The sequence below is a fragment of the Nonomuraea sp. NPDC049750 genome (assembly GCF_040659625.1).
Taxonomy (GTDB): domain Bacteria; phylum Actinomycetota; class Actinomycetes; order Streptosporangiales; family Streptosporangiaceae; genus Nonomuraea.
The window spans coordinates 196,229-209,127 of sequence record NZ_JBFANB010000005.1; the positions used below are offsets into that span (position 1 = coordinate 196,229).

Sequence of the window (12,899 nt, forward strand, 5' to 3'; positions counted from 1 at the left end):
GGTCGGCCACCGGCCATGAACATCGTCGTCTGCGTGAAGCAGGTCCCCGACACGGCGACCGAGCGCAAGCTCCGGTCCGATGACAAGACGCTCGACCGTGACGCCGTCGACGGCGTGGTGAACGAGCTTGACGAGTATGCGGTCGAGGAGGCCCTGAAGCTCAAGGAAGCCCACGGCGGTGAGGTGACCGTTCTCACCATGGGACCGAGCCGGGCCACCGAGACCATCCGCAAGGCCCTGGCCATGGGCGCGGACAAGGCCGTCCACCTGACGGATGACGCGCTGCACGGCTCCGACGCCCTGTCGACCTCCTATGCGATGGCGCAGGTGCTCAAGAAGATCGGGTTCGACCTGGTCATCCTGGGTTCGGAGTCCACCGACGCGCGTACGGGCGTGCTGGCCGCGATGCTGGCCGAGCGCCTGGGCGCACCCCAGCTCACCCTCGCCAAGAAGGTCGACATCGAGGGCTCCGAGATCGTGATCCAGCGGATCACCGACTACGGGTTCGACAAGGTCGCGGCCCAGTTGCCCGCCGTCGTGTCCGTGGTGGAGAAGATCAACGACCCGCGCTACCCGTCCTTCAAGGGCATCATGGCGGCCAAGAAGAAGCCGGTGGAGACGCTGGCCATCGCCGACGCGGAGATCGCGGCCGACCAGGTCGGCCTGGACGCGGCCTGGTCCGAGGTCGTCGAGTTCGCCGCGGCCCCGCCGCGCGCGGCCGGCACGATCGTCAAGGACGAGGGTGACGGAGGCTCGAAGGCCGCTGACTTCCTCGCGTCCAAGAAGTTCATCTGAGCACGGGAGAGACAGCTGATATGTCGGAGATTCTCGTTCTCGTCGAGCACGTCGACGGCGAGGTCAAGAAGGTCACACTCGAACTGCTGACCCTGGCCCGTTCGCTCGGCGCACCGGCCGCCGTCTGGGCCGGACCCGGCATCACCGACGCGGCCAAGGCCAGGCTCGCCGAATACGGTGCCGAGAAGATCTACGTCGCCGGAGCCGACGAGATCGTCGACTACGTCGTCGCGCCCAAGGCCGAGCTGCTCGCCCAGCTCGTGGCCGACAAGTCGCCCGCCGCCGTGCTGGTGGCCGCCACGACCGAGGGCAAGGAGGTCGCCGGCCGGCTCGCGGTCAAGACCGACTCGGGCGTCATCACCGACGCCGTGGGCCTCGGCGAGGGCTTCGTGGCCGACCAGTCCATCTTCGGCGGCGGCGTCAACGTCCGCTCGAAGGTGCGCAAGGGCACGCCGATCGTCGCCGTACGCCCCAACTCGACGGCCCCCGAGGCCGCCGCGGGCGCGGGCACCGAGGAGCAGGTGTCGGTCACCCTGACCGAGTCCGCCAAGGCCGCCCGTGTCCTGGAGCGCGTGAAGCAGGAGAAGGGCGCGCGCCCCGAGCTGACCGAGGCCGCGATCGTGGTCTCCGGCGGCCGTGGCGTCGGCTCGGCCGAGAACTTCTCGGTCATCGAGGGCCTGGCCGACGCCCTGGGCGCGGCCGTGGGCGCCTCGCGCGCCGCCACCGACGCTGGCTGGTACCCCCACCAGTTCCAGGTGGGCCAGACGGGCAAGACGGTGTCGCCGCAGCTGTACATCGCGGCCGGCATCTCCGGCGCGATCCAGCACCGGGCCGGGATGCAGACCGCGAAGACCATCGTCGCGATCAACAAGGACCCGGAGGCGCCGATCTTCGAGCTCGCCGACTACGGCGTCGTGGGCGACCTGCACCAGGTGGTGCCGCAGCTCACCGAAGAGGTCACCAAGCGCAAGTAGCGCTTGCTGGGGCCGGAGTCACTGGTCGCTGGCGGGGAGCAGGACCTGGAAGGCCGCTCCCCGCCCCGGCGCGGAGCGGACCTCCACGCGGCCCCCGTGGGCGGCGACGATGGAGCGCACGATGGCCAGTCCGAGTCCCGCCCCACCCGTGGACCTGGCCCTGGAGCCGTCGGCGCGGTAGAAGCGGTCGAAGACCCGGGCCGACTCCTCGGCGCTGAGCCCCGGCCCTTCGTCCTCGATGACCAGCACCGCCTGGTCGCCGAGGGTGCCGACGCCGATCCTGACCGGGGAGCCGGCCGGGGTGTGGGTGACGGCGTTGCCGACGAGGTTGCTGACCACCTGCCGCAGCCTGGCCTCGTCGCCCAGCACGGGGGCGCTGGCCGCGGGTCCGCCGGCGGGCCCGGTGAACGCGATCGGCCTGGACGGGTCCAGCGCGGCGAAGTCGTGCCGCGCGTCGGCGGCCAGCGTACGCAGGTCCATGGGCGTCAGGTCGAGTCCCGCGGTCGTGGGCTCGTCGAGGAAGGCGAGCAGCAGCAGGTCGTCCACCAGCCGCGCCAGACGCCCGGACTCGCTCTCGATGCGAGCCAGCGCCGCGTCGGCGTCCGTGCCGCCCATGCGATACAGCTCCGAGAACCCCTTGATGCCGAACAGCGGGGTACGCAGCTCGTGGCTGACGTCGGCGACGAACCCGCGCATGCGCGCCTCGGACTCCGCGCGGGCGGCGAACCCCTGCTCGATCTGGGCGAGCATGCCGTTCAGCGCGTGCGCGAGCCGCCCGACCTCCGTCCCCGGCATGGCCAGGTACGGTACGCGCCGAGTCAGGTCGCCGCCCGCGATGGCCGCCGCGGTCTCCTCCACCCGCCGCAGCGGCGCGAGCCCCGCCCGGATCGCCACGCCGCCGACGAGAGCGAGCACGGCCAGCAGCACCGAACCCGCGATGAGACAGACGACCCGAACCCGGTCGATCGTGGTGTCCAGGCCGTCGAGCGACAGCGCGACGACGACACTGGCGTGAGCGGAGCCGTCCCGTCCGGCCTTGGGCAGCGCCATCGCCCGCCACGCCGTGTCATCGGCGCCGCTCACGGTGAACGGCCGCTTCGCGCGGTTGGCGACGGTGGCGGAGTCCAGCCGGGGCAGTTCGGGACGTCCGCCGGTGGTCAGCTCCCGCAGGACCGTGCCGTCGGCGGACAGGTAGGCCGCGTACCCCTGCTCGAAGAGGTCGAGTTGCGCCACGTGGTCGCTGACCGGCCGCTGCCTCAGCCGATCGGCCAGTTGGGGCGAGATCACGGACAGGGCGGTGCCCATGGGCGCCAGCTTCTCGTCGATCCTGGTCAGAAGCTGGGATTCCAGCTGTTGCACGACCACCGAACTGATCACCACCAGCCCGACGAACAGCAGCGCCACCGTGATGGCCAGGAGCCTGAGCCGCAGGGACAGGCGCCTGATCATCGCTTCGGCCTGCGCAGCACGTATCCGACGCCGTGCACGGTGTGGATCAGCTTCGTCTCGCCGGTGTCGATCTTGCGGCGCAGGTAACTGACGTAGGTGTCGACGATGCTGGAGTCCCCGGCGAAGTCGTAGCGCCAGACGTGTTCGAGGATCTGCGCCTTGGACAGCACCCGCCCGGCGTTGAGCACGAGATGGAGCAGCAGCCTGAACTCCGTCGGAGACAGCCGTACGGCCTGGCCCGCCCTGGTCACCTGGTGGCCCTCGGGATCGACCTCCAGGTCGGCCACGCGCAGCGTGTCGTTGCCGGGAGCCGCGCCCGTCCGCCGGAGTATGGCCCTGATGCGGGCCAGAAGCTCCTCCAGGTCGAACGGCTTGGTCACATAGTCGTCGCCGCCCAGTCGCAGCCCGTTGATCTTGTCGGCCGTGGCGTCGCGGGCCGTCAGGAACAGCACCGGCACAGGGCCCGGTCGGCCGTCACCCCGGGGCAGCAGCCTGAGCCGGCGGATCACCTCGAAACCGTCCAGGTCGGGCAGCATCACGTCGAGCAGGACCAGGTCGGGCGGGTCGGCTCGGGCCGACTCCAGCGCCTGGACACCGCTCTCGGCCGAGCTCACGGTGAAGCCGGCGAAGCGCAGGGTCGCCGAGAGCAGTTCCCTGACGGTGGGTTCGTCGTCGACCACGAGCAGCCGTTCGCCTTCACCCAACTGCTTTCCTCCCTGTCCTGACCGCTTTCGAGCGTACGAGCGGATCAGAGATCGCGGGCCTCGAACCGTACGAACGCGACACCCAGCATGACCGCCGTGAACCCGATGAGGATCCCGAACCCGCCCCAAGGGGACAGACCGGCGTGTACCTGTCCGGAGGCGGCCGAGAAGGCCGCCACGTTCGGCCAGTAGACGCCGAGGGCCTCGCGCAGCCAGCCGGGAGAAGTCCCGGCGAAGATCGGGAGCAGCAGAAAGGCGGTGCTGACGTTCACGGCGGCGGCCGTGCCCCGCAGCAGGACGCCGAGCGCCAGCCCGAAGAGCGCCAGCAGTGTGAACACGATCGGGCCGAGCGTCACAAAGCGGATGACGGCGGCGTCGCCGAGCCCGAGGGCCGGTGTTCCACGCGCTGAGAGCGTCCCCATGAAGGTCAGGATCATCAGCCCCATGGCCGCCACGCTCACCGGTAGCGCGACGAGCACGGTCATTCCGCCCTTGGCGATCAGCAGGCGCCGCCGCCCCACGGCCGCGGCGCTCGCGCGAATGGTGCCCGAGCCGTACTCGGAGGAGGCCACCAGCGCGCCCAGCCCCGCGACCAGCAGCTGCACGATGAACAGGCCCCGCGTGGCCGAGGCCATCGGGTCGAAGCTCAGCCGGTCCTGCGCCGAGGCAGCGTCGTACTGATTGGCGGTCGCGGTCCCGAACAGCCAGCCGAACAGGATCGACAGCGCGACGATCCCCGCGGACAGGATCGTCGTCGATCGGATGGTGATGAACTTGGTCCATTCGGCGCGCAGCACGCCTGCGGCGGTCATCGGGCCGCCCCGTACTCGACGCTGTCACGGGTGAGCTCCATGAAGGCCTCCTCCAGGCTGGTACGGCGCGGGGCGAGCTCGAACAGGGGCACGCCCTCGGCGGCGGCCAGCCGTCCGACGTCGGGCGCGGTCATGCCGGTCACGATCAGCTCGCCGGACCCGGACCCGGACCCGGAGCCAGACCCGTTATGCTCGCCGCCCGTCCGCACGTGGGCTCCGGACAGCTCCAGGAGCCGGGTGAAGACGGCGGCCTCGGGCGTGCGGACGAGCACCTCCGCGCCGGTGTCGGTGAACGTCCCGGTGTCGGCGTCGGCGATGAGTCTTCCCTTGCCGACGACCACCAGCCGGTCGGCCGTCAGCGCCATCTCGCCCATCAGATGGCTGGAGACCAGCACCGTGCGCCCCTCGGCGGCCAGGCCGCGCATCAGCGTGCGGATCCACAGGACGCCCTCGGGGTCCAGCCCGTTCACCGGCTCGTCGAACAGCAGCACCGGCGGATCGCCGAGCAGGGCGGCGGCGATGCCGAGCCGCTGGCTCATGCCCAGGGAGAACGTCCCCGCCCTCCTCCCGGCCGCGTCCGTGAGCCCGACCAGGTCGAGCACCTCGGTGACGCGCCGGTCAGGGATCCCGTTGGTCTGCGCCAGGTAGCGCAGGTGGTTGCGGGCGCCGCGGTGCGGGTGCACGGCGCGCGCCTCCAGCAGCGCCCCCACCTCCCGCAGCGGCTGGGGCAGGTCGCGGTACGCCCGCCCGTTGACGGTCACCGAACCCGCCGTGGGCAGGTCGAGGCCGACGATCATCCGCATCGTGGTGGACTTGCCCGCGCCGTTCGGGCCGAGAAAGCCCGTGACCAGGCCGGGGCGTACGGTGAAGGTCAGGTCGTCCACGGCGAGCACCTCGCCGTAGCGTTTCGTCAGTCCGTTGAGCTGGATCATGCGGCCAGCGTCGTACGCCCGGATGGAGGGCTTCTGGGGAGATCTGTGAGATTCCTGGGAACGCGAGCCCCCGAGCAGCGGATCGACATGGAGCGCGGCCGGAATCCACAGAGAACTTCCAGCTCACGCCCTGGCCAGCGCCTCCCGGATCCGGCCCGCGAGCTCCCGGGCCTGGCCGGACGACCAGGAGATCACCCCGTTCTCCGACATGAGGGCGTAGTACTGCTGTTCCTCATAGGGGGTGCCGGGTGGCAGCGGGGCCACGTGCCAGTGCAGGTGCGCGTTGCCCTGCTGGCTGCCGAGCGTGAGCAGGTACGTGCGTTCGGACGGAACCGCCGCCTCGACGGCCAGCGCCACCCGCCGTACGACCCGCATGAGATCGAGGTAGTCGCCCTCGTCGAGATCGCGGACCGCGTGCTCGACGTGCACCTTCGGACACACCAGGACGTAGCCGGGCATCGTCGGGTAGCGGGCCAGGAACGCGCCAGGTGACGCTCGTCCTCGTAGACGATCTCTTCCAGGTCGTACGCCGGGTCACCGGCCACGATGGCGCAGATGAAGCACGGCCCGCTTTTCACGCGAGCGACGTAGGCCGGTATGTCGAACGGGACGTTCCTCTCAGAGCCCATGCCGCGATCATGCCACCCAGCAGGGCCACGCCGTGGAGGTCGGCGAGGGCGGTGAGTGTGACGGCGACGACCGCGAGGACGACGGGGAAGAGCCGCAGGGGTAGCCGCTCGTGACGGGTCACCAGCTGGAACCCGACCGCGGTGACAGCGATCGTCACCACCCAGCTCCAGATGCCGCCGGAGGGCGCGAGGGCGGACGCGCCCAGCATCACCGCGTAGAAGGCGCCCACGGAGCGCTCCAGCGACCCCTCGCAGGCGATGGCCAGGCCCGCCGCCAGGCCGCACAAGGCGATCGAGTTCCCGGCTCCCGGGTCGCTGAACAGGTATCCGGCAGCCTGCCCGGCCACGGCGCCCGCGCCGTACAGGATGAGCCAGCGGGCGGGCCCGAGCGAGCGCTCGGCGAGGTAGCCGAGCACCGCCAGGAACGCCAGGTTGAACAGAGTGCCGAATACGCCGCTGTCCTGGACGACGAGGGAGGTCCCCAGTCGCCACCATTCCCCGGCGCGGATGGCCGCCGGGTCGCGCATGAGCGCGGGTTCCAGGCCGGGGAGGAAGAACTGGAGGACACTCGGCACGGCGGTCACGACGAGGACCGAGGCGGTGACGACTGGTTTGACCATGGGCTCAGCCTCACACTGATCTGCGGATCGGGGCAGTGCAGAATGTAAGCCACTGAGCCAGGACAAATGTCACGGGGTCAGGCAGCGGCGAGTTCGGGCTCCCTGACGGCCGGACCGGCGGTGACCGCCGCGGGCTCCTCGCGTGGCAGGAAGCGGGCGGCCACCGCGATCGCCACGCCCAACAGCACCGCGATCCCGAGCGCGACACGCAGCGACGTGGCGTCCGTCAGGAAGCCGATCACCACCGGGCCGAGCAGCAGTCCCGCGTAGCCCATGGCCCCCGCCTGGGCGATCGCCGGGCCGGGGGTGTCGGTGGCGGTCCCGGCCAGCGAGAGCGTCATCGGCGAGATCGTCGCCACGCCGAGGCCGACGAAGAACATCGCCAGCACCGCCACAAGCGGCGCGGGCGCGACCAGGACGACGGCGAAGAAGCCCGCCGTGGCCACGCCGGAGGCCGTCATGATGCCGCGTACCCCGAACCGGGTCCGCAGCCTGTCGCCGGTGAGCCTGGCGACCAGCATGCCCACCTCGAAGACCGGGTAGCCGAGCGCGGCCAGCGCCTCCGGAGCGCCCAGGGTGTCGCGCATGAACAGCCCGTTCCAGTCGGCGACCGTGCCCTCCACCATGAACGCGAAGAACATCAGAGCGCCGAGCAGATAGACGATCGGGGGCAGGCGGCGGCCGGCCTTGGCGGTGGTCGACACGGCCGGGGGTTCGGGCAGGTACGTACGGCCCAGCAGGACCATCACCGGCAGCGAGACCAGGCCGACCAGCGCCACGTTCACGGTGAACGACAGCCCCAGGGCGATCGACAGGCTGCCCACAGCGCCGGCCGAGATCGCGCCCACGCACCAGCCCGCGTGCATGCCGTTCAGCAGCGGGCGCCCGTAGGCCCGCTCGACCGTGGACCCCTGGGCGTTCATCGCGATGTCCACCATGCCGAACGCCATGCCGAAGAACGTGGCCGCGACCAGCAGCAGCGGCAGGTTCGGCGCGAAGGCCACGCCCACCAGGCCGAGCGCCGTCAGCGGGCCGCCGATCCGCAGGACGGTCTTGCTGCCCGCCCGGCTCATGACCCGGCGCATGGACTGCATGGTGATCAGCGCGCCCACACCCCACGCCAGCAGGATCAGGCCGACCGCCGACTCGGACAGGCCGAGCTTGTCGGTCAACGCCGGGATGCGCACGGTCATCGTGCCCACCAGGAGCCCGGCCAGGACGAAAGTAAGAACCGCCCCGAGACGGGCGATCCTCAAGTCGCGGATCATTGGTACATACCTCGCAAATCACTCATTAACCGGCATGCGGCGCGGCCCGGAGCTCAGAGTGCGAGCTCGGGCGCGAAGAAAGGTGGTGGAAGGGGGAGGCTAGGGTTTGAGGAGGGCGCGACAGCGGGCCTCCAGGGCGCGCAGGTCGCTCTCGGCGTGCAGGTCGGGATCGTGGCTGGCCACGTCCCACAGTCCTTCGCACGCCAGCCGGACGATCTGGGACGCCACCCGGTCGGGCTCGTCGTCCAGGCCCTCGCGGTGCCAGCGGGCCATGGCCTCGCGGATCGGCGCGAGCAGGAACAGGTTGCCCGACGCCCCCGTGACCACGGCCCATCGTCGCAGCCGGTTGGAGCGCACGGCCTCAAGCGTCGCCGCGAGGTAGCGCTCGGTGTAGGTGGGGTCGCCCTGGGCGGCCATCAGCTCGTCGAAGTCGTCGATCAACCGCTCCACCATGCCCTTGATCAGGGCTTCCTTGGAGGAGAAGTGATAGAGGAGGCCGCCCTTGCTCACACCGGCCCGATCGGCCACCGCGGACAGGGTCAGCGCGGTCGAGCCCTGGTCACAGAGGAGATCCTCTGCCGCGTCCAGTAGCTCGTCCCTTCTCATGCCTCTACTGTACCGTCCGGACGGTACAGTAGCAAAGGGGATACGATTTCCTGGTGAGCAGACCGTCGGCCTACCTTGATCACGCGGCGACCACGCCCATGCTTCCCGAGGCGATCGAGGCCATGACGGAGCAACTCGGCCTGGTCGGCAACGCGTCCTCGCTGCACGCGACCGGCCGCCGAGTGCGCAGAGTGGTCGAAGAATCGCGCGAGACCATCGCCGACACGCTGGGCGCCAGGCCGAGCGAGGTGGTGTTCACCTCGGGCGGCACCGAGGCCGACAACCTCGCCGTCAAGGGACTCTACTGGGCGCGCCGGCCGAGGAAGCGGGTGCTGGTCAGCTCGGTCGAGCACCACGCCACCCTCGATCCGGCCCACTGGCTGGCCGACAGCCAGGGCGCGCGCGTCGAGCTGCTGGAGGTCGACGAGTTCGGCCGGGTGCACCCCGACACGCTGCGCGCCGCCATCGCCCGCGACCCCGACGACGTCGCCATGATCAGCGTCATGTGGGCCAACAACGAGGTGGGCACGGTCCAGCCGGTGCACGTGCTGGCCGCCATCGCCCACGACAGCGGCATTCCCTTCCACACCGACGCCGTGCAGGCGGTCGGGCAACTGCCGGTGTCGTTCGCCGACTCCGGCGCCGACGCGCTGACGGTGACCGGCCACAAGGTCGGTGGCCCGATGGGCGTGGGCGCGCTGCTGCTGGCCCGAGGGATGACGCCGGTCTCGGTCATGCACGGCGGCGGCCAGGAGCGCGACGTACGCTCCGGCACGCTCGACGCGCCCGCCATCGCCGGCCTCGCCACCGCCATCCGGGTCGCGGTCAACGAGCAGGAGTCGCTGAGCCGCCGCCTGACCGCGCTGCGGGACGAGCTCATCCAGCGCGTACGGCAGGCGGTCCCCGACGTGCTCCTCAACGGCGACCCGACGGACCGGCTGCCGGGAAACGCCCACTTCTCCTTCCCCGGCTGCGAAGGCGACGCCCTGCTCATGCTGCTCGACGCCAAGGGCGTGGAGTGCTCGACCGGCTCCGCCTGCTCGGCCGGGGTGGCCCAGCCCTCCCATGTACTCCTGGCGATGGGCGCCGACTCGGCGGCGGCCAGGGGCTCGCTCAGGTTCTCCCTCGGCCACACCTCGACGCACGACGACGTCGACCGGCTGATCGAGGTGCTACCGGCGGCGGTCGAACGCGCCCGCCGCGCCGGCCTGAGCTAGTTGATGAAGGCCACCACCGCACTCCACGCGGGATCGGTCGCCACGTCGACCCTGGGCTCCCCTTCCTCCCAGCCCACGATCAGCTCCTTGGCGTGGATCGCCGCGTCGCCGGTCGGGTCGGCGTAGATGTGGATGACCCGGTGGCTCTCCGCGCTCAGGTGCGCCACCAGCACGGCGTCGTCGTGGAGCTTGAGCAGCCGGGCCGCCAGCCGTTCCTCGAAGTCGCGCAGCGCCGTCAGCGACTCCCCGACGGGCAGCCCGTTCTCGTCGCGGTGCGCGTACGGGAGCGTGATCGCGATGTGCTGGTCGAAGAGCGGATAGTCGACCGGCCGCAGCGGATAGCGGGCGGTGGCGACCAGCGGCGCGCCGGCCGCCGTCTGCCCCTCCAGCAGCGCCCACTGCTCCTCCTCGTAGCCGGAGGCCAGGTCGGCCACCACGGCGGGCAGGTGCACGGCGGCGACCGAGTCGATCGGCTGGAACGTCGCCGGGGTGATCTCGCCCACCCAGCGGGCCACGTCGTCCTCGCCGAGCAGCCAGTCGAGGGCCAGCAGCGTGGTCTCCAGCCGGGTGTCCTCGTCGAGCTGGCCGAAGATCGGGTGATAGGCGGCCACGTCCACGCGCGGCGAGTTGGGCGGCACCCGCAGCCCCAGCATCAGCTTGTCGAAGGCGAACTCGAAGCCGCCCACGTCGATCGTGAGCTCCAGCGCCTGCGGGTTGACCTGGCGCGACGGATGGAACTCCCACAGCAGGTCGGCGGGCGGCGCCCCCTTGACCAGGCGATGCGCCAGCGGGCGCAGCTCGGCGTCGCCGGCGGCGGTCACGACCAGCGCGTGCGCCGCGTTCCTGCCGGGAGCCACCTCCCAGACCAGGTCGGGATGCACCGCGGCCACGGCCGGGGCGATCTTCTCCCACAGCCCCTCGGCCTCACCGGAGGCCACGAGCGAGTCGAGCTCCGGCCTGGTCTCCTCCCACCACGCCCAGAACGGCGCGATGCCGTCACTCGGCTCGATGGGCTCTTCGTCGTCGTCCTTGCGCCCGAACAGTCGCATGGCCTGAATACTCCCAGACGCGGCGCCCGGTTGTGCAGATGGCCGAGCAGGCTTGGCGGGACAGTACGCTGGAATGGTCATGGGATTGCGTGTGCTTGCCGCCATGTCGGGCGGCGTCGACTCCGCCGTGGCCGCCGCCCGGATCGCCGAGGCCGGTCACGACGTCACTGGTGTGCATCTGGCCTTGTCGGCCAACCCCCAATCCCACCGCACGGGGGCCAGGGGCTGCTGTACGGTCGAGGACTCCCGCGACGCGCGGCGCGCCGCCGACGTGATCGGCATCCCGTTCTACATCTGGGACATGGCCGAGCGTTTCCAGCGCGACGTGGTCGAGGACTTCGTGGCCGAATACGCGGCGGGCCGCACGCCCAACCCGTGCCTGCGGTGCAACGAGAAGATCAAGTTCTCGGCGGTGCTCGACCGGGCGCTCGCGCTGGGCTTCGACGCGGTCGCCACCGGCCACCACGCCAGGCTGGTCGACGGCGTGCTGTCGAGAAGCGCCGACCAGGGCAAGGACCAGTCCTACGTGCTGGGCGTGCTCACCCGCGAGCAGCTCGGCCACGCGATCTTCCCGCTGGGCGACTCGACCAAGGCCGAGGTACGCGAGGAGGCCGCCAGGCGCGGCCTGACGGTCGCCGACAAGCCCGACAGCCACGACATCTGCTTCATCGCCGACGGCGACACCCGCGGCTTCCTGGCCAAGCGGCTCGGCTCGGCCGAAGGGCCGATCGTCGACCAGGAGGGCGAGGTCGTCGGCAACCACCACGGCGCCCACGGCTTCACCATCGGCCAGCGCAAGGGCCTGCACATCGACCGGCCCGCCGCCGACGGCAGGCCGCGCTACGTGCTGTCGATCGAGCCCGTGTCCAACACGGTCACGGTGGGGCCGCGTTCGGCGCTGGAGGTCACCTCGATCACCTGCGCCCGACCGGTCTGGAACGGGCCGACGGAGCCGGATTCGGTCGCGTTGGCGGCCGCGCCGGGCGAGCTGAGGGTGCAGCTGCGGGCCCATGGCGAGGTCTACGGGTGCCACTTCGAGGAGGTCGGCGACGGGCTGCGCATCACGCTCGACCGCCCCGCCACGGGGGTCGCGGCGGGGCAGGCGGCGGTGCTCTATTCGGGCGAGACCGTGATCGGCTCGGCCACCATCGCCTCAGCCGGCTGATCTGCAAGCAGCTCGGCCGATCTAAAGCAGCAGCTCAGCTGATCTCAGGGCAGGTCGACCGACTCGCCGACCTTGAGCCGCCGCATGTCGGCGTGCTGCTTGTCGGACTCCAGCTTCAGGTAGTTGTCGATCAGGCTGAGACCGATATCGTTGAGCAGCCCGTCATGCGTGGAGAACGCCCTGGCCGGACGGATCGTCCGCAAGTAGTCGACCATCTCCAGGAGCTTCAGCCAAGGGGCGTTCGTCGGCACCAGGAGCGTGGGTACGTCGACGCCCGGCACGGTCAGCGCGTCACCGGGGTAGAAGATCTCGTCGTCGAGCATGAAGCCGACATTCTGTGCGATCGGCACGTCGGGGTGGTTCTTCGCATGCCACTCGCCGAACACCTTCACCTCGAACCCCGCCGCGGTGAAGTCGTCGCCATGCCGTACGACCTGCACCTTCCCCGGAACCTCCGTCAACTGGGCGGCGACCGCCTCGCAGGTCCAGATCTCCAGGTCGGAAGAGGCGGCCTTGAGCCGCTCGATGTCGACGTGGTCCATGTGCTCGTGGGTGATGAGCACAGCGCCGGCGCCGTCGAGGACGGGGCCCTCGGTGAAGGCGCCAGGGTCGACGACGAGGACGTTGCCATCCTTCTCCAGCCGTACGCACGCGTGGCCGTATTTGGTCAGCTTCATAG

14 protein-coding genes are annotated in these 12,899 nt (G+C 70.8%); 4 read left to right on the forward strand and 10 right to left on the reverse strand.

Going from position 1 to position 12,899, the window contains the following annotated elements; translation table 11 throughout:
- Nucleotides 1-15: 15 nt before the first annotated feature.
- On the forward strand, nucleotides 16-795 hold the full coding sequence (locus AB0J16_RS15885; protein ID WP_358539298.1) for an electron transfer flavoprotein subunit beta/FixA family protein: 780 nt from the start codon (nucleotides 16-18) through the stop codon (nucleotides 793-795).
- Nucleotides 796-815: 20 nt separating this feature from the next.
- Complete coding sequence (locus AB0J16_RS15890; RefSeq protein ID WP_358539301.1) at nucleotides 816-1,769, forward strand: electron transfer flavoprotein subunit alpha/FixB family protein; 954 nt, start codon at nucleotides 816-818, stop codon at nucleotides 1,767-1,769.
- An 18-nt stretch (nucleotides 1,770-1,787) separates the two neighbouring features.
- Here AB0J16_RS15890 and AB0J16_RS15895 read toward each other — a convergent pair whose 3' ends face one another.
- From AB0J16_RS15895 to AB0J16_RS15930, 8 genes are all read right to left on the reverse strand, one after another.
- On the reverse strand, nucleotides 1,788-3,218 hold the full coding sequence (locus AB0J16_RS15895; protein ID WP_358539303.1) for a HAMP domain-containing sensor histidine kinase: 1,431 nt from the start codon (nucleotides 3,216-3,218) through the stop codon (nucleotides 1,788-1,790).
- Complete coding sequence (locus tag AB0J16_RS15900; protein WP_358539306.1) at nucleotides 3,215-3,922, reverse strand: response regulator transcription factor; 708 nt, start codon at nucleotides 3,920-3,922, stop codon at nucleotides 3,215-3,217. The genes AB0J16_RS15895 and AB0J16_RS15900 overlap by 4 nt, the downstream gene beginning before the upstream one ends.
- A 44-nt stretch (nucleotides 3,923-3,966) precedes the next feature.
- Complete coding sequence (locus AB0J16_RS15905; RefSeq protein WP_358539309.1) at nucleotides 3,967-4,734, reverse strand: hypothetical protein; 768 nt, start codon at nucleotides 4,732-4,734, stop codon at nucleotides 3,967-3,969.
- Nucleotides 4,731-5,666 carry an ABC transporter ATP-binding protein gene (locus tag AB0J16_RS15910; protein ID WP_358539312.1) on the reverse strand — a complete coding sequence of 312 codons (936 nt, stop codon included), beginning with the start codon at nucleotides 5,664-5,666 and terminating at the stop codon, nucleotides 4,731-4,733. Before AB0J16_RS15910 ends, AB0J16_RS15905 begins: the two co-directional genes overlap by 4 nt.
- Nucleotides 5,667-5,789: 123 nt before the next feature.
- Nucleotides 5,790-6,125: an HIT domain-containing protein gene (locus AB0J16_RS15915; protein ID WP_358539315.1), complete on the reverse strand. Its 336-nt coding sequence runs from the start codon at nucleotides 6,123-6,125 to the stop codon at nucleotides 5,790-5,792.
- A 115-nt stretch (nucleotides 6,126-6,240) separates the two neighbouring features.
- Entirely contained in the window at nucleotides 6,241-6,915 is a 675-nt protein-coding gene (locus AB0J16_RS15920; RefSeq protein ID WP_358539317.1) for a rhomboid family intramembrane serine protease, read from the reverse strand.
- Between the two features lie 77 nt (nucleotides 6,916-6,992).
- Entirely contained in the window at nucleotides 6,993-8,183 is a 1,191-nt protein-coding gene (locus tag AB0J16_RS15925; RefSeq protein ID WP_358539320.1) for an MFS transporter, read from the reverse strand.
- Between the two features lie 99 nt (nucleotides 8,184-8,282).
- Nucleotides 8,283-8,789 (reverse strand): TetR/AcrR family transcriptional regulator, encoded by a 507-nt coding sequence (locus AB0J16_RS15930; RefSeq protein ID WP_358429048.1) that lies wholly within the window; start codon nucleotides 8,787-8,789, stop codon nucleotides 8,283-8,285.
- Nucleotides 8,790-8,842: 53 nt separating this feature from the next.
- Here AB0J16_RS15930 and AB0J16_RS15935 point away from each other — a divergent pair, with 53 nt between their 5' ends.
- Entirely contained in the window at nucleotides 8,843-10,006 is a 1,164-nt protein-coding gene (locus AB0J16_RS15935; protein ID WP_358539323.1) for a cysteine desulfurase family protein, read from the forward strand.
- Here AB0J16_RS15935 and AB0J16_RS15940 read toward each other — a convergent pair.
- Complete coding sequence (locus AB0J16_RS15940; protein ID WP_358539325.1) at nucleotides 10,003-11,055, reverse strand: DUF695 domain-containing protein; 1,053 nt, start codon at nucleotides 11,053-11,055, stop codon at nucleotides 10,003-10,005. The two genes, AB0J16_RS15935 and AB0J16_RS15940, sit on opposite strands and share 4 nt — an antisense overlap.
- Nucleotides 11,056-11,134: 79 nt before the next feature.
- Here AB0J16_RS15940 and mnmA point away from each other — a divergent pair, with 79 nt between their 5' ends.
- On the forward strand, nucleotides 11,135-12,220 hold the full coding sequence (mnmA, locus tag AB0J16_RS15945) for a tRNA 2-thiouridine(34) synthase MnmA (RefSeq protein ID WP_358539328.1): 1,086 nt from the start codon (nucleotides 11,135-11,137) through the stop codon (nucleotides 12,218-12,220).
- A gap of 44 nt (nucleotides 12,221-12,264) precedes the next feature.
- On the opposite strand, the gene AB0J16_RS15950 is transcribed toward mnmA, so the two are convergent.
- Complete coding sequence (locus AB0J16_RS15950) at nucleotides 12,265-12,897, reverse strand: MBL fold metallo-hydrolase (protein ID WP_358539330.1); 633 nt, start codon at nucleotides 12,895-12,897, stop codon at nucleotides 12,265-12,267.
- Nucleotides 12,898-12,899: the final 2 nt, after the last annotated feature.